The following is a 19,962-nucleotide window of genomic DNA, read 5'->3' on the forward strand; positions in this document are numbered from 1 at the left end:
ATTATTAGTATACAAATTGGGTCAGATTTGTTAGGTCACAATCCTTCTCTTTTAAAGCAGAAGAAAACAACTTCTGAACTTTATCTTCTGCATCTTTGGATTCTCTTAAAACAAATTCATCAGATACACCCCATAAGTTAGGGTTACTTTCAATATCAAATTTTTTCCAATAATTCAACTCACTCTCATCTCTATAACCCAAATGCCAGTCTGTAGCGACACCAACATGCTCATACCATCTATAGCACCTCACAATATGGAATAAAGGTTCACCTAGTCTTACTTGCTTGATTGAATCTTGGACTTTTCCAACCAACTTAATTGGATCCTCATAAGTTGATTCATCAGTATTCATATTCCATGATTGAACTCTTGTTTTGTATGAGCTCGAAGGGGTCCTTGCTTCTTTAGATGAATGAATGGCTAACCCATTATCCTCACATGCAAATAAAATAGGTAATGACTTTAATGATGCATAATTTATAGACTCAATAAAAACGCCTTCTTCCATTGCGCCGTCACCAAACTGACATATAACAATCCTGTTTCCACCATCTTCTTGATTAAGGCGTTGTTGTGCTTCGGCTATGCCCACTGCAATTGGGATCCCTGATGCAACTATCGCACTCGTCCATGTCATCCCCTTGTCATGGCAACCCAGATGCATTGATCCAGCTCTTCCTCCAAACTCTCCTGTTTTTTTTGCGAATAGTTCATCAGTAATCTTCTGGGGGTTGTCAGTCAAAGCCAGGGATAATGCATGACTTCTATAGTTCCCAATTACCTTGTCTTTCCTTTTAACATGAGAAGCCAATAATACGCTGAACAATTCCTGTCCAATACTAAGATGAACTGGTGACTTAATTACGTCGGAAGAGTACACATCTATTATTTTCTCTTCAAATTTCCTTATAAATAAGATCTTTTTTATGATTTCTTCCATTCCATGCTATTTGGAAAATGCATAAGAATTATAACCTAATGCTTCTTGACAGAGATGGAACAATAAACATAGATGAAGATGGCTACTCCCATGATTATAATAAATGCATATTATTTGATGATGTTTATGAGTTTTTTACTAGAATAAATTATAATATAAAGGTATGTGTTGTTACCAATCAATCAGGTATAGGGAGAGGCTTATTTAGTCTTAATCAAATGAATGAATTCAATAATAAAATTAATAGTTTAATTAGAAAAAACTCTGATCATCCAGGCATAGATAAATTCTTTTATTGTCCGCATAAACCAATTGACTTATGTAATTGTAGAAAGCCAAAAACTGGTCTTATCGAAAAGGCATTGAATTACTATCAATGTAATTCAGAAAATTCTATACTTATAGGAGATAAGACTACTGATCTATTAGCAGGAAAGGGATGTGGGGTCAAGTCATACTTATTGAAAAGGGGTGTGAATGGACAAAATAATATTCATGAAAATAATTACATATCTAGCTTATTAGATCCATCTCTCGAATTTCTTTTCTATTAGAGTAAGGCTATTAGTAATAAATTTATTTTGTTACAAGCGATTAATATAAGAAATGCTCTCTGGACTTTCATTGATAGTAATAGCAAGATATGTTTATTCATGTTTATCTTATTTTAAGATCTTAAAATGAATCAGGCTGAAGAATCAGTTCCCAACATATATGAACATCGGCCAATACTTTTGTTAGCGAATAGCAGTTGGTATCTCCAGCATTATAGGAGTCACTTAATATCTTCACTTAAACAGCTAAGGTTTAGTGTATTAGCTTTATGTCCATATGATTCGTCATCAGCATTTCTTTCGACTTTACTCACTCATATACCATGGAGAATAAAGAGATCGAATGATCTAAGCTTAATATCACTTTTTGCATCTACTTTAAAACTTTCAATATTTATAAGAGCTATAAAGCCAAAAATCTTACATTCGCATACATTAAAAGTCAACCTTATTACAGCCTTTGTCTCTTCCATTTATGGAATACCTACTGTAATTTCTTTTGCTGGAATGGGCAAACTATCTAAAAAAAAGTTTATCTATAGGCTAATATTTATATGTATTTTAAAGCTAATTAATTTCTTTTCTAATAGGCAAAGAAATACAAGGTGGTCATGGCAATTAAGTCGTAATAGGACTTACTTTATATTTCAGAATCCCAAAGATATGAATCTATATAAAGCGATTATTTCATCTCCCATTAATAATAGCAAAATAATTCATGGCTCTGGAGTTCCAGATAGATACTTAGAGCATGGTTTCAACTCTAATTTATGGATGAAACAGAAAGAATCGGAAAAGGAAATACCAACTTGTACATTCATTTACTGTGGAAGACTTTTGCAATCTAAAGGTATAGGCATATTTTTATCTTTGTCTGAAATTCTCCCTGAGCATGAATTTGAAGTTTATGGTGGTATAGATCCATCTAGTAAAGATTCACTATCATCTAATGAAATACAATTATTAAGTAAAAAACACAAAAATCTAAATTTCCATGGTGAAACTATCGATCCTTTACTTAATTGTAATTTTGATTTTCCTATATTAGTTTTACCATCATCTTATGGCGAAGGATTCCCAAGGTCTATTGTTGAAGCATTTTCTGTTGGGATACCTGTTATATGTTCACAATCAGCATCATGTGATGTATTTACTAAAGAAAATATTTATCTCCCTTTGAATAATACTCCTATCTCATATAAAGATTCTTTTAAAGAATTGATTCATCAATATCAAGAAGGTTCCATAACAAATAAAATAAAAACTTGTTTTGAACTTACCAAAGAAACTTTCTCAGAGAGAAAAATTACATTAGAAACCATAGAGATTTATAAACAGCTTTTGGAAAACAAGAGTTCTTACCTACTTTCAAAGGATACTGAATCGTTGAAAAACTGGCTTTCACAATAAGAGTTCTTTTTTTAACCCCTTCTTTTAACTATAATGTGATCATAAGTTGTCCCTTTACTAGGATTCTTTGTCAGGCACCTCTCTGCTACTAGTGCTTAGCGTAATTGCAAGTACCTTTCTAACTATAGTTTTAACACCTCCATTGAGAAGGTTAGGAGAAAGGCTAAACATAATTGACAACCCAAATGAAAGAAAACAGCATAAAAAGCCTTTAGTAAGAATTGGAGGAATTGCAATTTTCATAGGTTTCTTTTTAGCTTTACTTTTCTCAATAGTTTTATCAGGAGATTGGCTATCAATTCTTAACTATAAAATCTTCTTAATTGCTATAGGAGGTGCATTCTCTTTTTTTCTAATAGGGCTTTTTGATGATTTGTTTGAGATTTCACCATTTTATAGATTGTTTTTTCAAGTCTTACTAGCAATAATCCTTTGGGGTTTTGATATTCGTGTTCAGGTTATTGATTTAAGTTGGCTTTCCAGTAATATTGAAATAATATCAATACCTGATTTCTTTAGTTTATTAATTACAGTTATTTGGATAGTAGGTGTTACAAATTCAATCAATTGGCTTGATGGATTAGACGGTCTTGCTTCTACTATCTTATCAATTAATTCTATAGCATTGATAATTATATGCTTGTCATTTAATAACTATTTATTTGCTTTATATTCTGCTGCTCTCTTAGGAAGTTCCTTAGGTTTCCTTCGCTATAATTGTCAACCAGCTTTAATACTAATGGGAGATTGTGGTTCTTATTTCCTTGGCTTTTCCCTTTCTATTATTAGTATAATTGGTCTTTCTAAAGAGAACCTTGGCCTAAATCCATTATTAGCATTATTAATTTTGTTTATTCCCTTAGCAGACATGGTTTTTGTTATTTTAAATCGACTAAAGAGTGGTCGATCACCTTTTCATCCTGATAGGAGTCACATACATCATAGAATGCTTGCAAAGGGTATTTCATTAAACAAATCATTGCTAACTATTTGCTCAGGCTCATTATGTAGTTCTTCTTTGGCATTATTTATTGCACTAAAATAAGAAAGAGTAAATATTTAAATCTCTAATTAATTCCAGAAAACTTGATCATATTTTAATGATTATAGAATTCCTTATACCATTTTACAAACTTCCTAATCCCTATAGAAAGAGGCGTATTTGGCTTGAACCCTGTCCAGTTTTCTACTATACTTGTTTCAGCTGATGTTGCCTGAACATCTCCACTTTGCATTGAGCAAAATATTTTTTTAGCCTTGACTCCTAATTCATTTTCTATAGTTTGAATAAAATCAATTAAATTCACTGGCTTACTATTACCTATATTAACTATTTTGTATGCATTCCAACTAGATGAAGGATCTGGTGAATCCTTTTGAAAGTTAATATCAGGAGTTGCTGGCTTAGCAATTAATCTAGTAATTATTTCTATAACGTCATCAATATAAGTAAAGTCTCTACTCATATTTCCATTATTGAAAATTTGAATTGGCTTATTAGAAAGAATTGCTTTAGTGAAAATCATTGGCGCCATATCTGGCCTCCCCCATGGGCCGTAGACAGTAAACAATCTTATTCCAGTACAAGATATCCCATATAAATGACTATAGCTATGTGCCATTAGTTCATTTGCTTTTTTTGTTGCTGCATAAAGACTGACGGGATGGTCAACTCCATCTTTTTCAGAAAATGGCACCTTTGTATTTCCTCCATATACAGAGCTGCTACTTGCAAAGATCAAGTTATCTATTGGAAATCTTCTACAACATTCAAGGATATTGGCAAAACCAACTAGATTGGAATTGACATACGCACTGGGGTTATCTATAGAATATCTAACCCCTGCCTGAGCTGCCAAGTGAACAACCACCTGAGGAGAGTTATCTTTAAAAAGTTTTTCCAATAATTCTTTATCCTCAAGATCTACTTTAAAAAAATGCCACTTCCCCAAAAGTTTGCTTGAGGTTTTTTCAAGGACTCCTAATCTTGCTTCTTTTAGAGATATATCATAATAGGAGTTAAGGTTATCCAATCCGTATACATCATTCCCATTTTCTATAAGTTTCTGACAAAGGTGGAAGCCAATAAAACCTGCAGATCCTGTAACTAGAATTCTCACTTTAATAATTAAACTCCATTAATTAGTACTTTAATAGTGAAGGGATCAAATTAGAAGTATTTATCTTTTCAGACTCCATTCCCTAACTCCCATACATTTATACCAAATTCTTTTGCTTGCTTTGTATTTGCAATGGACCTTGTATCAAACAACCATGCTGGTTCTCTTAAAACATTGGATAATAATTCCCAATTTATTTGTTTAAATTCACGCCATTCAGTTAAAATTACAATTGCATCAGCGTCATTTGCTGCTTCAACAATTGATTCGCAAAATGACCAAGATCCTTCCTGATTAGTGCTTGAGTCTCGATTATTTTCATCTAATTCTAAATCTTTTTCTATTTGATTTTTACTTACTTTAGGGTCATAAATACATAAATTGGCACCTTCTTCTATTAATTCCTTACATATACTTATAGCAGATGATTCTCTCGTATCATTTGTATTTGCTTTAAATGCAAATCCGAAAATAGCTATATTTTTCCCAGTAATTGTACCAAACAGCTTCTCTATAATGATTTTTGCTATTCTCTTTCTTTGCCAGTTATTAATATCAACAACTTTTTGCCAATATGATGAAACTTCATAGAGTCCATAATGATTACATATATATACTAAATTCAGGAGATCCTTTTTGAAACAACTTCCTCCGAAACCAGGCCCTGAATTCAAGAAATATTTCCCAATTCTCTTGTCAGCTCCTATTGCTAGAGAAACATCTCTAATATCTGCCCCTGTAGCTTCACAAAGAGCTGAGAAAGAGTTAATAGAACTAATTCTTTGGGCAAGAAAAGCATTTGAGATTAGCTTTGACAGTTCAGAGCTCCAAAGGTTAGTAGTCAATATTTTCTCTTTATCTACCCAATTTAAATAAATTTCTATTAAGGAATTAATAGCCTCATTATCTTCGCCACCAATTAATACTCTATCGGGATTCTCCAAGTCATTTATTGCGGTTCCTTCAGATAGAAATTCAGGGTTTGATAAAACAAAAAAACTTTTAAGCTTAGATGTATCATTAATTAAATCTCTTTTTGGTGCCTCTAGTATTTGTTTAATAGTTTGTGCTGTCCTAACTGGCAGTGTACTTTTCTCAACCACAATTGCTTTATCCTTAGCATATCTTGAGATTTGCCTTGCAGATGCTTCAACCCACTTGAGATCACTAGCTTGTCCTGCTCCTATACCTTTGGTTTTTGTTGGTGTATTGACAGATATAAATATCATGTCTGCGAATCTAAGTTTCTCTTCTATTTGAGTTGAAAAATGGAGATTTATGCCTCTTGATTTTATAATTAACTCTCTCAGACCTGGCTCAAAAATTGGCAACCTAGAGAGATCAGAATCATTCCAGTCCTTTATACGCTTTTCATTTAAATCAACAACATTTATATTAATATGTGGGCAATGATGAGCAATTACTGCCATTGTAGGACCACCTACGTATCCAGCCCCTATACAGCAAATTTCTTTAATTTGAATGCTCATTTATTTAATTATGATATAAGCCTTTTAGAAAAATCTAATTATAGGCTCTTGATCATATGATTGCAACTTTAGTTAATCCAATTGAGTTTTTTAGCATAATAACGATGTATCATTAAAATATACTAGATAGCTAATAAATGAAGAGAGTTTTAATAACTGGTGGGGCTGGATTCATAGGTAGTCATACTTGCTTGGTTTTGCTTCAAAAAGGTTATGAAGTTTTTGTGATAGATTCATACATAAATAGTTCTAATAAATCTCTTGAAAGAGTAATTAAGATATGTGAGGACAATAAATTTTCAGTTTCTAATAAATTGCACGTTATTAAAGGTGATTTAAGAGATGAACATATTTTAAAAAAAATATTTTCAGATGCCTCATTAGATGGTCAATCTATTGATGGTGTTATTCATTTTGCTGGGTTGAAATCAGTTAGAGAATCCGTTGGAAACCCTTTAAAGTATTGGGACGTAAATGTAAATGGCGCAATTAATTTATTAAAAGTTATGGATCATTATAAATGTAGATCAATTGTTTTTAGCAGTAGCGCAAGCATTTATGGAAATACTTATGAGAATAATATTAATGAGGAATCTGAAGTAAAACCAATTAATCCTTATGGAACAACAAAAGCTGTTGTGGAAAATCTATTAAGTAATATCTCACTTAGCTCGCCTGGGAAATGGCGAATCGCAAACTTACGTTATTTCAATCCAATAGGTGCTCATACTTCAGGACTGATAGGTGAAGATCCTTTAGGTACACCTAATAATATATTCCCTCTAATTTCAAAGGTGGCGACAGGTAATATTGAAAAGTTAAATATTTATGGCAATGATTGGCCAACTCCAGATGGAACTGGAGTAAGAGACTATATACATGTAATGGATGTTGCAGATGGTCATGAAAAGGCTTTCGAATACTTATTAAGTAAAGAACCACAAGTTCTAAATTTGAACTTAGGAACAGGAAAAGGTACTAGTGTTTTAGAATTGATACATACTTTTGAAAAAGTTAATAATATCAAAATACCTTATGTTTTTACTGGTCGAAGAGAAGGAGATGCCTTTCGAGTAATAGCAGATAATTCATTGGCAACATGTCTTTTAAATTGGACCCCAAAAAGAAGTCTAGAAGATATGTGCTATGACGGTTATAAATGGCAATCTTTAAATCCAAATGGATTCTTATACCCCCATTAAATTTATAATTGAATTTTTATAAGATTTATATTGAAATACTCTTAGAGCTAAATCTTCTTTGAAATTTTTCATTCATCTGTTCATGAACTGTTTAATAAAAGTAAATTTCTAACGCTCCGTTCAGGATTCGAACCTGAGACCCACTGCTTAGAAGGCAGTTGCTCTATCCAGCTGAGCTAACGGAGCTCGGAAGACTAATGATGCCCAAAATTAGCTTTAATAAAAGACAGGAAGACACCATTGCTTTGCCGTATGTACAACATTACTAACATTTAGTCATATAGGCCATCTAAATTCAGGGCTGCAAACAAAGTTGTCTAAATTCAATTGAGATTTATTTTCAAGCGCCTTGCTTTGCAGAGCAGAGAAGTGGCTGTTTAGCTTATGTTTTATAGTTTTCTGCATTAAGAGCTAGAATTCTCGTTACTCTAATAGTCAGAGAGGGAAGAAGTAATATTTAAATTTCACCTAGTGGAATAGGTTCCAAAGTAAGTTAATAAGGATATTTGAATAGAATTTTGTGGCTAAAAAACTCACAGAAATTCTAAAAAAAGAAATCTTCGAAGGATTTTCTTCAGGTATTTCCCTTAGCGCTCTTGCTAAGTCCTATGGATGCACTCCAGCAACAATTACAAGAGCAGTTAAAACTTTTTTAACAGAGGATGAGTATGTTCAATTAAAAGAGAAAAGAGCTAAAAAAGCCCGCTCATCTAATAGGCTCGAAAGCAAGTCTAAAGCTTCAAGAATTTCTGAAAAAGATACTGCTATAAAGCCAGAGGTATCCAATGTCTCTAATAACATTAATATTGATTCAAAGGAATTAGCTGGGGAGATAAATGGAGAGAACGAAAAACCAATCAATTTAGAGACCAATTCTCCTGATAATCAAATAGGTATGTTTAGGGAGATTGCCCCTTTGAATTCAGACCCTTTCTGCGAGGATCAGAAAGAGATTGCTTGCATTCCACTTGAATCAGAAGCATTACCACAAATTGTATATATGTTAATTGATAAAAAGAATGAACTTGATTCAAAAGCTCTAAATGAATTCTCAGAGTGGAGTTTCCTTTCAGATCAGGATAAAGCCAGATTGGCAATTCCTCTATACTCAAATCAACGTGTTGCTAAAAGAAATTGTGGTAGAAGTCAAAAAGTTTTAAAAGTTCCTGATTCGAGAGTATTCATTCTTTCTTCTTCGTATTTACTTTCCAAGGGTATTACTAGATTAATAATGGATGAATCTTTAATCGCTATTGATAATTTATCTAAATAACATTTTCTAATATCTTGACTGCTTAAGAGGCATCAAAAAAGTTGTTGCCAAACCGCCGGTTAAGGAACCTAATGCAATTGAAATGCCAATTAAGAAGCCTGATGGCAATTTCTCTGTAGAAGAGATACCTAAATTAACACTATGTCTTTCACTTAGGTTTTGAGAGCCTAAGGCTAACATCAAAACAAGAAGCGAAGTCTGCGCTATGCTAATTCCCAAGATAAAGGCTTTGCGCATTATAGCAAGTTGGATTTATATAGAAGATATTATAGAGATAAGATAATTTATGCACTGATATTCTTGTTATTATTTTCATGAATTAGTGAATAAAGAAAGTTTCGTGGATATCCTGTTCTTTGCGCTATTTCCTTGACTGCATTATTTGTACTCGATCCATTGCTAATAAGCCTTTTAACTTCTTCAATTAATTCATTGACATTAATTTCTACTTTCTTTATTCCTTTTGCACCACCTAAAACAATGGTAAACTCACCTCTTGGCTTTGTATCTAAAAAATAATTAATTGCATCACCAATTGTTGGTCCAATTTGCTCTTCATGTTTTTTAGTAAGTTCTCTTGAAATACTAATGGGCCTTTCTTCTCCACATAAATCACTTAAATCTTTTAAAAGTTTCAGGAGCCTATATGGAGATTCATAGATTACTGTAGTTCTTTTTTCTTGAGCAATTAAATTTAAAATTAATTTTCTCTCTTTTGTTTTAGAAGGCAAGAATCCTTCGAAGCAAAATCTTTGTGAGGGGAGCCCACTTATTGCCAAGGCAACTGTTGCAGCACATGGTCCTGGCACACATATAACATCATGCATCGTTTTTCTTGCCGCAGCTATAAGCTCTTCTCCAGGATCACTAATGCTAGGCAAACCTGCATCAGTTATTAGAGCAATGCTTTCACCTTTATCAAGTAGTTCAATAATAATCGGGACTCTTGCACGTGTATTGTGCTGATGAAAGCTTAAAAGTTTAGTTTTAATGTTAAAGCTGTTAAGAAGTTTCTTACTGTGTCTAGTATCTTCGCATGCAATAACTGAAACTTTTGAAAGAAGATTTTTTGCTCTTGTTGAGAAATCTCCAAGATTACCTATAGGAGTTCCTACTATATAAAGAACACCTGGTTTTGGTTCAAGTTGATTTTTTGAAATGAAACCTGTTTCTAGATCCATTATGAATACAAAGGTCGAACTGCCAAAGAAAGTAGATTTGGATGATTTGTTGCAGAAGCTTAGGGTCCTTAGTTGGGGCGCCGCAGACATCTTGAAGGCTTATGCAAAAGGAGAGAAACCTCCATATGGATTCCCTCAAGCTTTAAATGTTCAAGAGGGAGGAGATGGTCCCGTCTCAGCAGCAGATCTTGCAGTTAATAGCTGGCTGATTAATGGCTTGAATTCTAATTTCCCTCTTGTTTCTTGGACTGTGGTTAGCGAAGAAACGGCAAAGGAGCAAATTGTAAAAGGTGTTCCTATAGAAGATGAGTGGATATGGATTTTAGATCCTCTTGATGGAACAAAGGACTTCCTTCAGAAGACAGGGGAGTACGCAGTCCATTTAGCTTTAGTTAAGAGCAATGAGCCTATTTTAGGAGTTGTTTTGATACCTGAGTTGGAAGAACTTTGGATTGGATTAATTGGATCTGGATCATGGTGCGAAGATAGATTGGGTAATAAGAAACCGTTTTCCTTTAGTGATAGAGATCAAATCTCAGAAATGATACTTGTTTCAAGTAGAAATCATAGGGACGGAATATTAGAAGATTTGCTGGAACGCATACCTTTTGCTGAAAAAAAAGCAGTCGGTAGTATCGGTTGCAAAATTGCTAAAATCTTAAAAGGTGAGGCTGATTTTTATTTATCTCTATCTGGGAAATCAGCCCCAAAAGACTGGGATATTGCTGCTCCTGAAATTATTCTTAAGGCTGCAGGTGGTAAATTTACCCATGCTAATAATAAAGCAATTTCTTATAACACTGGAGATATCAATCAATGGGGATGCATAGTTGCCAGTCATGGAAGGCACCACGAAGAACTATGTAAAACCATTCAATATGAGTTATTAACTATTGATCAAAACATTTTACTTTAATCAAAAGATAGAAGTCCTATTTACATTAAAGGAGCTACTGGCGTAGGCGTTGGTTGAGGGTAATACTGCATATCTCCATTCTGTGGAATACCTCTGAGAGTAAGATTTATTCTTCCTCTATTATCAATTTCTCTAACTCTTACAGTAACCTCATCGCCTACTTTCACGACGTCTTCAACCTTCTCAACTCTTGCTTCCGATAATTGTGATATGTGAATCATTCCTTCTTTGCCAGGAAGTATTTCTACAAATGCGCCAATTGGGATAATTCGTGTTATTGAGCCTTTAAACACTTCACCTTCATGAACTTTCCTGGTAAGACCTTCAATTATCTTCTGAGCTTCTTCAGCTGCAACGCCATCATGAGATGCGATTGTGACTATGCCACCATCTTCAATATCGATTTTAGTATTCGTGCGTTCTGTAATTCCTTTAATTGTTCTCCCACCTGGACCAATAACAGTTCCTATTAACTCAGGGTCTATTCTAAAACTTAAAAGTCGTGGAGCATGTGGGGACAATGCCTCACGAGGCTTGTCTATTGCTTCGACCATCTTTTCGAGGATATGCGTTCTTGCAGGTTTTGCTTGATTAATTGCATCTGCGATAGTTTTTACAGGTAGTCCAGATACTTTCATATCCATCTGCAAAGCAGTGATGCCTTTTTCGGTACCGGCAACTTTGAAATCCATATCACCCAAGAAATCTTCAATTCCTTGAATATCAGTTAAAATCCTAACTTCCTTTCCTTCTTTAATTAGTCCCATAGCTGCTCCACTAACAGGAGCCTTTAAAGGTACTCCTGCATCAAGCAGTGCGATTGTACTTCCACATACAGATCCCATTGATGTTGAGCCATTTGAACTAAGTACTTCGCTAACAACCCTCAAAACATAAGGAAATGATTCTTTAGCTGGCAGTACTGGAATAATTGCTCGTTCTGCTAAAGCACCATGGCCAACCTCTCTTCTCCCTGGAGTCCTCATTGGTCTAGTTTCACCAACAGAATATGGAGGGAAATTATAGTGATGAATATAAGTTTTATCAGGACTAGGGTTTAAGTCATCCATTTCTTGAGCATCACTTGGTGTTCCTAATGTTGCAGTCGAGAGGACTTGAGTTAATCCTCTTTGGAACAACCCTGAACCATGTACTCTCTTTGGCAGGACTCCAGCTTCTGCAGATATCTCCCTAACTTCATCAAGAGCTCTACCATCAACTCTTTTACCATCTTTTACAATTTGTTCTCTCATTAGCTTCTTGGTTAAAGCTTTAAAGCTAGTTGAGACTAATTTTGGATTTGCAGAAGTCAACTTCTTAACTGCATTATCATCTTTTAGGGAATCTATTTTCTCAACACAGTTAGATTTAATTTCATCGAGTTTAAGATCTCTATCCTCTTTTGAAAGCTCAAATTCTTTTAAAAGAGCACTAATTGCTTTTGTACAATTTTTTTCCAAATATGCAGGGACTGTTTCATCTGTTTTTTGTTCTTCAGGTTTTACTTGAGTCATTCCTGAATCTTTAAGAATAGATTCTTGAGCTTTAATTAATTCATTAACTGCTTCGTAACCAAAATCAATGGCTTCGATTACATCTTGTTCCGAAAGTTGATTGGATCCAGCTTCTACCATTACAACCCCATCAGGAGTTCCAGCAACTACTAAATCCAAATCGCCTCTTTCAATTTCTCTGAAACTTGGATTTAGAACAAAGTCATCACCGAGCAAACCGACTCTCACTGCAGCCATTGGGCCATAAAAGGGAATCCCTGCCAAAAGTGTTGACATAGATGCGCCTGTAACTGCAAGGACATCAGCAGGAACTCTCTCATCTAATGAAAGGCAAGTTGCTACTACCTGTATGTCATCTCTCATCCAACTAGGGAAAAGTGGCCTTAGTGGTCGATCTATAAGTCTAGAGATTAAGGTTGCTCTTTCAGGAGGACGGCCTTCTCTCCTCATAAAGCTGCCAGGAATTCTCCCTGCGGCATAAAGTCTTTCCTCATAATCACAACTTAGAGGAAGGAAATCAGCACCTTCTCTAGCTTGCCCTTGGGTAGCAGTTACGAGGACGGCAGTATCACCGCATTCGATCATTACTGATCCACCAGCTTGTGGGGCATATCTCCCTGTGGTTAGCCGTATTTCCCGACCATCGAAAGAGACCGACGTTGTCTGACCTTGCACGTTGTGTTTGCTTATGTCTTTTTATATGTGAACATTCTTGCACTTGATAGGCACTTCTTGATTGTTAAATATGCAATTACTTGTTTTTCTTATGTGCTCTTAGATGTCCTTTTTACCCGAAAAACCTTTAGGCAAAAGACATTTGATGCAAACACCCTAATTTTTGAGTTAAAGGTAAATTCTTGATTTCCCTATTTACCAACTTGATTTAACTACTCCAGGCAGCTCACCTTTATGAGCTCTTTCTCTTAATTGATTACGACAAAGTCCAAAATCTCTATAGACTCCTCTAGGTTTTCCTGTTGCCCAGCAACGATTTCTCATTCGGCTAGGTGCACTGTTTCTTGGCAGCGCCTGAATCTTCCTATGTATTTCCAAGCGTTCCATAGGATCTTTAGCAGATTTGAATTGATCTAATAGGCTTTTTCGCTTTGAAGCATAACGTTCGACTAGTTTTTTGCGCTTTACATCACGCGCAATCATAGATTTCTTGGCCATGTAAGTCTTGTCTTTTTACATTTGTAAGATTTTACCTCCTTGCCCTAAAGTTTTTGGTTATCTATTGGTCATTTGCTGAAATATTTCCAATTGACTTGTATCGCGAATAATAAGCAAGATGCTGAGACCAACCAGAAGAACAAACCCAGATTGCATAAATACAAGCTGAACCTTTTCTGGGATAGGTCTGCCTCTTATTGCTTCAATAATAATTAGTGTGAATTGCCCGCCATCAAGCAAAGGGAATGGAAGCGAGTTCAAAACAGCAAGGTTAATAGATATTAATGCCGCGAATAATATTAAACCTTGAGAGCCTTGCCCTGAAAGCTGTGCACCAAGTTCAACAATCTTTACAGGTCCACTAAGTTGTTTTGATGTAGCACTAAAGTCTGTAAATAAACTCTTATAACCTTGTATGGTCTTTATTAATATATTGGAAAATTTTAAATTAGTATAATTTAATACCTCACCAAAGCCCTTTGCTGGCCTGAGATTACTCTCCATATTAGGCTGCAATTGAGCACCAACTTTTCCTTTCCCCTGATAATCTGTAGGGGTTATTTTTATTATTTCCTTAATTCCATTAGTACTCTTTTGTAATGAAATTAATTGACCTGGTGATGCCTGAATTTCATCGACCAAAATCTTAACTGCATCTTGTCCTGTCCCTAGGGGAATGCCATTAATACCAAAGATCTTATCCCCAGCATGTAATCCAGACATTGCTGCCGCTTGATTTTGCTGAACATCTACAATAAGAACTCCAGGATCAGGCTGGCTAGGGAGCCCAGCAAAGGTTGCCTGTCCAAATAAAACGAACCAAGCTATTAACAAATTTGCAATAACACCAGCAGAAATAACAAATAATCTCTGTAAAACTGGCCTATTGGAAAGCAAGTCTGGATCATCTCTAGCAATCTCCGAATCATCATCATCATCAGGGAATGATACAAAGCCACCTAAAGGCAAAGCTCTAATCGAGTAGGTCACCCCCTGAAATTCTTTTTTAAGTAGTGCAGGTCCAAAACCAATAGAGAATCCACTAACTCGAATACCTTGAACAGTTGCAGCTAAAAAATGCCCTGCTTCATGAAAGAAAATTAATATTGCCAGGACACTCACTGATGCAAGTAAATTCATATTTTTTATCTAGAGGTTAATTGTTTTTGACCAAAATAAGGGACTAATGCTTTAGGCAGAAGAACATTTCCATTAGGCTGTTGCCCATTTTCCAGAATTGCTGCCATTGTCCTTCCAATTGCTAATCCGCTTGCATTAAGGGTATGTAAAAGCTTGGTTTTCTTGCCTTCCTTTGTTCGAATTGAAGATCTCCTGGCTTGAAAATCATCACATATGCTAGAACTTGAAATTTCTCGATATGCATTAGCTCCAGGAAGCCACACTTCCAAATCGTATGTACTGGCTGCTGAGAAACCTAAGTCGCCAGTACAAAGCTCCATAACTCTATAAGGCAATTCTAATTCTTTTAAAACAGCTTCTGCATCAGCTGTGATTTCTTCATGAGCATCTTTAGATTGATCTGATTGAACAAACCAATAAAGTTCTACTTTGTTGAATTGATGTAGTCTGATCAACCCCCTAGTGTCTCTCCCATAGCTTCCAGCTTCTCTTCTAAAGCAAGGGCTGTAAGCAACATATTTAAGAGGCAAATGATCAGATGGAATAATTTCATCTCTGTGTAAAGACGTTAAAGGGACCTCTGCTGTAGGAGTTAGCCATAGATCATCGTCAGTGCAACGAAAGCTCTCTTCAGCAAATTTTGGGAGCTGCCCAGAGCCTTCAAGACTTGAAGTATTAACAAGAGCAGGTGGAAGTATTTCTGTGTAACCTTTTGCGGCATGCATATCAAGCATAAAGTTGATCAATGCCCTCTCCAACCGTGCACCTTGACCGAAAAGAGTGACAAAACGACTTTTAGCAATACGTACAGATCTCTCAGTATCAATAAGGCCCAGTTCGTCCGCAATTTGCCAATGCTCTTTATATTGCTTCCCTCTTAGTGGACTACCCCATTTGCGAATTTCACAATTATCACTTTCATCTTTCCCTTCAGGACAATTTGCATGAGGAATATTTGGGTAATGAAGAATCTTTTCTTTGATTGACTTTGCTAGAGCTTTTTCTTTTTCTTCCAGAGTGCTTACTTTTGATTTTATTTCATTACCTTTTTTTCGCAAAGAAGATAATTCATCAGAATTAGCCATTTCACCTGATTTAATTTTTTGACCTACTTCTTTACCAATTAAATTCCCTTCTGCTTGTAATTCACTTCTTTGTTTCTCAAGTTGTATAAGGTTTTCACTAGCAATTTTAAGTGAAGTTAAATCAACTTTTAAACCACGGCGAGACAAGCCTTGTTCTACAAAAGCAGTATTTTCTCTAATTTCTCTTGGATCTAGCACTAGCTTTTCTAATGGATATTAAGTGATGCTGGTCTTGCTCTACCAGAAGAGGCCCAGTCTTTTAGGAAATCAAGTTGTTCTTTTGCTGTTTTCGAAAGAGGTATTAATTGAGTAGCAGCAAGTATTAAATCTGTTTCCATAAGTTCTCTCCTCTCAGAAAAGGCATGATGCATTGCCTCAATAACTGTTTGTTCAAGTTCTGCTCCAGAAAAACCTTGAGTACGGTCAACAACTGTCTCAATAGGCAAACTTAAATTAGGACGCCTATGGCTTATATGAAGTTCAAGAATTTTATATCGCTCTGATTGTGTTGGAAGATCCAGTAAGAAGATTTCGTCAAACCGTCCTTTTCTAAGCAATTCTCCTGGCATTCGATCAATCCCATTCGCAGTTGCGACAACAAATACAGCACTTTGTTTTTCTGCCATCCATGTCAAAAGATTTGCTAAGACTCTCTGGCTAGTGCCTCCATCACTCCTTGCATCCCCTCCAAACCCTTTATCAATTTCATCTATCCAGAGAACACATGGCGCCATTGATTCTGCATATTGAATTGTTTCTCTTGTTTTTGCTTCACTGGCTCCTACAAGACCAGCAAAAAGGCGGCCAACATCAAGTCTCAATAGAGGCATTGACCAGCTATGGGCTATTGCTTTAGCTGTTAATGATTTGCCTGTTCCTTGAGGGCCAATAAGCAATACACCTCTAGGTAAAGGCAAGCCAAAATCCCTTGCTTCATCTGAAAAAGCCTCATGACGTTGATCAAGCCATGATTTAAGGGCATCTAAACCACCTATGTCAGAAGGTGAGGCCTTGGTTTCAAAATATTCAAGAACTTCGCTGCGAGCGACAGCCTGACGCTTCTCTTCTAAGACTTCACTAATATCCTCTTTACTCAACTTGCCTCGTTGAGCTAGTGCCTTTGCAGCAACTTGTCGAACTCTAACTTCACTAAGGCCACTGCATGCATGGGTAAGCTCTTCAAGGGTTTCTTTATTTAAGTCAGAATTACTTGCAGTTGCAATATTTCTAAGTAAAGTTTTTAATTCATTCTCTTGCGGCAAAGGCAAGTCAAGAATGGTCAGAGTGTCATCCAGATTGCTTGATGGAGACCAATCAGAAGAACAAAGAACAATTGTATGAGGCTTTTTTCTAAATTCTGAAGATAGATTTCTCAGCATTCTTGCTATGCCAGCATCTTCAGTAAATCTATGAAAATCCTTTGCGAGAAGAATTGTTGGCAAGGATGGATCTACATTTTGAAGCCATTGAAGAATTGCCATTGGCTGCCTTGCGCCTATGCCTTCTGAATTGAGTATGCCTGTTAAACCCTCAACATAATCCCAAGTTGCAAGACGAAAATTAGACAATCTTTTAGTTGATTCCTTTACTAAAGTCTCAAGTCTTTCTTCTTCACGACTCCTAACAAGAATTAATGGAGTTCTTGATTTAACTAAAAGATCAAATTGTTCATTCCAGGTTTGCATAAGTTAATTAAGCATGTTGAATTATAAGCAAATTAATTTTTTTTAAATTAGAAGGAAAACTGCAATTTTCTAAATTCGTAGGTTCTACTTGTTACTTTTTGGTTCAAATGGAAGTCGTTCTGAATCAGAAATAGTTTCAGTAGACATGGCAACCTTCCCTTTATTCCTAAGCTGGTCTTCAAGTATTTTTTGAAGGTTTTCAGGCAGAGCTTCTTTGCTTAAGAGAAATGTTTGAAAAGCTTGGAAAACATTTGCAATTACCATATATAAAAGCACTCCAGCAGGAAGAGGGAAAAACAAAAACATCCCTGTAATCATTATTGGCGTTATTTTTTGTGCTGTAGCTTGTTGAGGATTTGGCGGCATCCCTTGACCAGAAAGAACTTGAGAAATAACAAGCGTGAGGCCAAATCCCCCAACTAAAATTGCTATGTCCCAGTTAATTGAACCATCTACATAAAAGCCTACTTGACCTAGTGCTTTGATGAATAAAAAGCCACTTTTAGCAGCAAGGCCAGGGATCTTGCCTTCAACAGTTGCATCACCTGGATACTTTGCAGTAACCGTTCCATCAGGAGAAACAGTTGCCAAATCAGCCCCTTTAGTTAACTTCCAAGTTGGTGAGAATTTGGAGCCGTTATCAAAGTTGTTTAGGACATTGCTAAATTTTTCTCCTGAAAGTGTCTCTAGTTTTATTTTTACGGAATCTCCAGCTCCAATTTTCGTGCCTCCAGGTAGAGATGCAATAACAGGGAAGTGATCTTTGTCAGTAATAAAAATAGAATGCCTAGGGCTTGTAAATGGCTTAGGTTCTACTGTGGCCACCTGCTCGGGTGGAAGTATTTTCAAATTAACTAGATAAGGAACATCTGCAAAAGGAGACCCTCTTAAGGTTGCAAATAATGCAAATAGAATTGGCATTTGAACTAAAAGAGGCAAACAACCAGCTAGTGGACTTCCAAATTCGCCCATAAGCTTGGAAAGTTCTTCTTGCTGTTTTTGTGCATTATTCGCGTAACGACTTTTAATTTCAGCCTGACGTTTTTGCATTACAGGTTGGGCTATCCTCATCCGACGAGCACTTCTTATAGATCCAGCACTTAAAGGGAATAGAGCCAGTCGAATTACTATTGTCAGTGCAACTATTGCTAATCCATAACTATGAAACAAGCCATAGAAGAAATCCAGAATCGGTATTAGGAGGTTGTCAGAGATGTACCCGATCACGATGATTCAAAAAGAAAGGACAAAAGGCGCATGCCACTATTTATAAAAGATAATAAGCTCCTTAAGGATTTGGTGAATTTAATTGAAGTTCAGAACCCAGTTGCATCTAATGATGACTTTCGTGAACTTGTTTGATTAATTTGTTGATTAATAAAATTCTCAACTTCTCTAAAGTTTGGCATAGAACGCAGTTCTAGTCTTGCATTATCTTCCATAACTAGAACCATATCTCCATATGAACCAAGTCCTCTTGGAATTGACCTAACCTCTTTAATTTGGCTATAAGCTATTTGGGATTTATCCTTACCCATCCACCCACCAGTAACAGAAATTCTTTTATTTGTAATCTTAAAGCGAACCCATAAAGCCCTTACTAAAGCTCCAAAAGTAAAAGGAAGCCCAATTAAAGTAATTCCTGCAAGTAGATTCAAAACGAGATCTTCCTTGGCAGGAGCACCTTCATAAAAGACTATTTCAGAAGACTTCATCATTGAAGCAATCCAGCCTCACTAAGTAACTTATCGCATTCTTTGAGCAATGTGGAAGGGGATTTTCGCAAACAGTTTGGACTTAAGCTAATCAAAGTCCAATAATTACAATAATCTTTCTTGTTAAAAAGTCTCATTCTTAAATGATCATGGAGTCGTCGTCTCAAACGATTTCTCACAACAGCCTTTTTACTAACTTTATTGCTTATAGAAATTGCACATTTGCAAGAGCTACTTCCCATGGTTTCCTTAGAGCCTCTTATTAAATTATTTCTAGCTTTACTAACCTTTAGGCTCATTGAAGCACCTCTAAAACGTTTGGATGACTTATGTATATAGTCAAAACACTTATATCCTTTTAATCTCATTGCCTTGGGTAGAACCATATTAATTACTTAGGAAGTTTTTGATGATTAGACAGCTATACGAGATCTACCTCTCCTTCTTCTACTACGAATAACACTTCTCCCAGTATGGGTTCTCATCCTAACCCTGAAGCCTGATACGCGTTTTCTTTTTCTACTGGTTCCACCAAATGTTCTTTTTGTCATGAGAATGCTG

General features: G+C 35.7%; 20 protein-coding genes and 1 tRNA gene. 6 read left to right on the forward strand and 15 right to left on the reverse strand.

Annotated features, from left to right (window positions below; genetic code table 11):
* Nucleotides 1–4: 4 nt before the first annotated feature.
* Entirely contained in the window at nt 5–943 is a 939-nt protein-coding gene (locus tag EV07_RS06820) for a thiamine pyrophosphate-dependent dehydrogenase E1 component subunit alpha (protein WP_052043751.1), read from the reverse strand.
* Between the two features lie 38 nt (nt 944–981).
* Here EV07_RS06820 and EV07_RS06825 point away from each other — a divergent pair, with 38 nt between their 5' ends.
* From EV07_RS06825 to EV07_RS06835, 3 genes are all read left to right on the forward strand, one after another.
* On the forward strand, nt 982–1,497 hold the full coding sequence (locus tag EV07_RS06825) for a D-glycero-alpha-D-manno-heptose-1,7-bisphosphate 7-phosphatase (protein WP_052043750.1): 516 nt from the start codon (nt 982–984) through the stop codon (nt 1,495–1,497).
* 126 nt (nt 1,498–1,623) lie between these two features.
* The gene (locus tag EV07_RS06830) at nt 1,624–2,907 is read left to right on the forward strand and encodes a glycosyltransferase (protein ID WP_036918719.1); all 1,284 of its coding nucleotides are present in this window, start codon (nt 1,624–1,626) and stop codon (nt 2,905–2,907) included.
* 67 nt (nt 2,908–2,974) lie between these two features.
* Entirely contained in the window at nt 2,975–3,952 is a 978-nt protein-coding gene (locus EV07_RS06835) for an MraY family glycosyltransferase (protein ID WP_052051466.1), read from the forward strand.
* 52 nt (nt 3,953–4,004) lie between these two features.
* On the opposite strand, the gene EV07_RS06840 is transcribed toward EV07_RS06835, so the two are convergent.
* Both EV07_RS06840 and EV07_RS06845 read right to left on the reverse strand, forming a co-directional pair.
* Nucleotides 4,005–5,027, reverse strand: a complete 1,023-nt coding sequence (locus EV07_RS06840; protein ID WP_081936968.1) for an NAD-dependent epimerase — start codon at nt 5,025–5,027, stop codon at nt 4,005–4,007.
* A 68-nt stretch (nt 5,028–5,095) separates the two neighbouring features.
* A complete protein-coding gene (locus tag EV07_RS06845) occupies nt 5,096–6,517 on the reverse strand; it encodes a nucleotide sugar dehydrogenase (protein WP_036918723.1) in 1,422 nt (473 codons plus the stop codon).
* Between the two features lie 137 nt (nt 6,518–6,654).
* Here EV07_RS06845 and galE point away from each other — a divergent pair, with 137 nt between their 5' ends.
* The gene (gene galE, locus EV07_RS06850) at nt 6,655–7,719 is read left to right on the forward strand and encodes a UDP-glucose 4-epimerase GalE (RefSeq protein ID WP_036918725.1); all 1,065 of its coding nucleotides are present in this window, start codon (nt 6,655–6,657) and stop codon (nt 7,717–7,719) included.
* 112 nt (nt 7,720–7,831) lie between these two features.
* Here the strand turns inward: galE and EV07_RS06855 are convergent.
* Nucleotides 7,832–7,905: transfer RNA gene (locus EV07_RS06855), tRNA-Arg, on the reverse strand.
* Nucleotides 7,906–8,239: 334 nt separating this feature from the next.
* Here EV07_RS06855 and EV07_RS06860 point away from each other — a divergent pair.
* The gene (locus tag EV07_RS06860; protein WP_036918726.1) at nt 8,240–8,992 is read left to right on the forward strand and encodes a hypothetical protein; all 753 of its coding nucleotides are present in this window, start codon (nt 8,240–8,242) and stop codon (nt 8,990–8,992) included.
* 6 nt (nt 8,993–8,998) lie between these two features.
* Here the strand turns inward: EV07_RS06860 and EV07_RS06865 are convergent, their stop codons facing one another.
* Together EV07_RS06865 and rsmI are read right to left on the reverse strand one after the other, a co-directional pair.
* Complete coding sequence (locus EV07_RS06865; protein ID WP_241434022.1) at nt 8,999–9,211, reverse strand: hypothetical protein; 213 nt, start codon at nt 9,209–9,211, stop codon at nt 8,999–9,001.
* Between the two features lie 65 nt (nt 9,212–9,276).
* Nucleotides 9,277–10,173, reverse strand: coding sequence for a 16S rRNA (cytidine(1402)-2'-O)-methyltransferase (rsmI, locus tag EV07_RS06870; RefSeq protein ID WP_036918730.1), 897 nt, complete (start codon nt 10,171–10,173; stop codon nt 9,277–9,279).
* Between the two features lies 1 nt (nt 10,174).
* Here rsmI and EV07_RS06875 point away from each other — a divergent pair, with 1 nt between their 5' ends.
* On the forward strand, nt 10,175–11,089 hold the full coding sequence (locus EV07_RS06875) for a 3'(2'),5'-bisphosphate nucleotidase CysQ family protein (RefSeq protein ID WP_152557479.1): 915 nt from the start codon (nt 10,175–10,177) through the stop codon (nt 11,087–11,089).
* Between the two features lie 20 nt (nt 11,090–11,109).
* Here the strand turns inward: EV07_RS06875 and EV07_RS06880 are convergent, their stop codons facing one another.
* The 9 genes from EV07_RS06880 to rpmH form a co-directional block, all read right to left on the reverse strand.
* Entirely contained in the window at nt 11,110–13,278 is a 2,169-nt protein-coding gene (locus tag EV07_RS06880; protein WP_036918732.1) for a polyribonucleotide nucleotidyltransferase, read from the reverse strand.
* 195 nt (nt 13,279–13,473) lie between these two features.
* Complete coding sequence (gene rpsN / locus EV07_RS06885; RefSeq protein WP_036918734.1) at nt 13,474–13,776, reverse strand: 30S ribosomal protein S14; 303 nt, start codon at nt 13,774–13,776, stop codon at nt 13,474–13,476.
* A gap of 57 nt (nt 13,777–13,833) precedes the next feature.
* On the reverse strand, nt 13,834–14,916 hold the full coding sequence (rseP, locus tag EV07_RS06890) for an RIP metalloprotease RseP (RefSeq protein ID WP_036918736.1): 1,083 nt from the start codon (nt 14,914–14,916) through the stop codon (nt 13,834–13,836).
* A 5-nt stretch (nt 14,917–14,921) separates the two neighbouring features.
* A complete protein-coding gene (gene serS / locus EV07_RS06895) occupies nt 14,922–16,199 on the reverse strand; it encodes a serine--tRNA ligase (protein WP_036918738.1) in 1,278 nt (425 codons plus the stop codon).
* Nucleotides 16,200–16,207: 8 nt separating this feature from the next.
* Nucleotides 16,208–17,686 (reverse strand): AAA family ATPase, encoded by a 1,479-nt coding sequence (locus EV07_RS06900; RefSeq protein WP_036918740.1) that lies wholly within the window; start codon nt 17,684–17,686, stop codon nt 16,208–16,210.
* Between the two features lie 84 nt (nt 17,687–17,770).
* Nucleotides 17,771–18,913, reverse strand: a complete 1,143-nt coding sequence (yidC, locus tag EV07_RS06905; RefSeq protein ID WP_036918742.1) for a membrane protein insertase YidC — start codon at nt 18,911–18,913, stop codon at nt 17,771–17,773.
* An 89-nt stretch (nt 18,914–19,002) separates the two neighbouring features.
* Complete coding sequence (locus tag EV07_RS06910; RefSeq protein WP_036918744.1) at nt 19,003–19,404, reverse strand: PH domain-containing protein; 402 nt, start codon at nt 19,402–19,404, stop codon at nt 19,003–19,005.
* The gene (locus EV07_RS06915) at nt 19,401–19,787 is read right to left on the reverse strand and encodes a ribonuclease P protein component (RefSeq protein ID WP_036918746.1); all 387 of its coding nucleotides are present in this window, start codon (nt 19,785–19,787) and stop codon (nt 19,401–19,403) included. Before EV07_RS06915 ends, EV07_RS06910 begins: the two co-directional genes overlap by 4 nt.
* 27 nt (nt 19,788–19,814) lie before the next feature.
* A complete protein-coding gene (gene rpmH / locus EV07_RS09430) occupies nt 19,815–19,952 on the reverse strand; it encodes a 50S ribosomal protein L34 (RefSeq protein ID WP_072013341.1) in 138 nt (45 codons plus the stop codon).
* Nucleotides 19,953–19,962: the final 10 nt, after the last annotated feature.

Origin of the sequence: Prochlorococcus sp. MIT 0603 (genome assembly GCF_000760215.1) — a bacterium.
In the GTDB taxonomy this organism is placed as follows: Bacteria; Cyanobacteriota; Cyanobacteriia; order PCC-6307; family Cyanobiaceae; genus Prochlorococcus_E.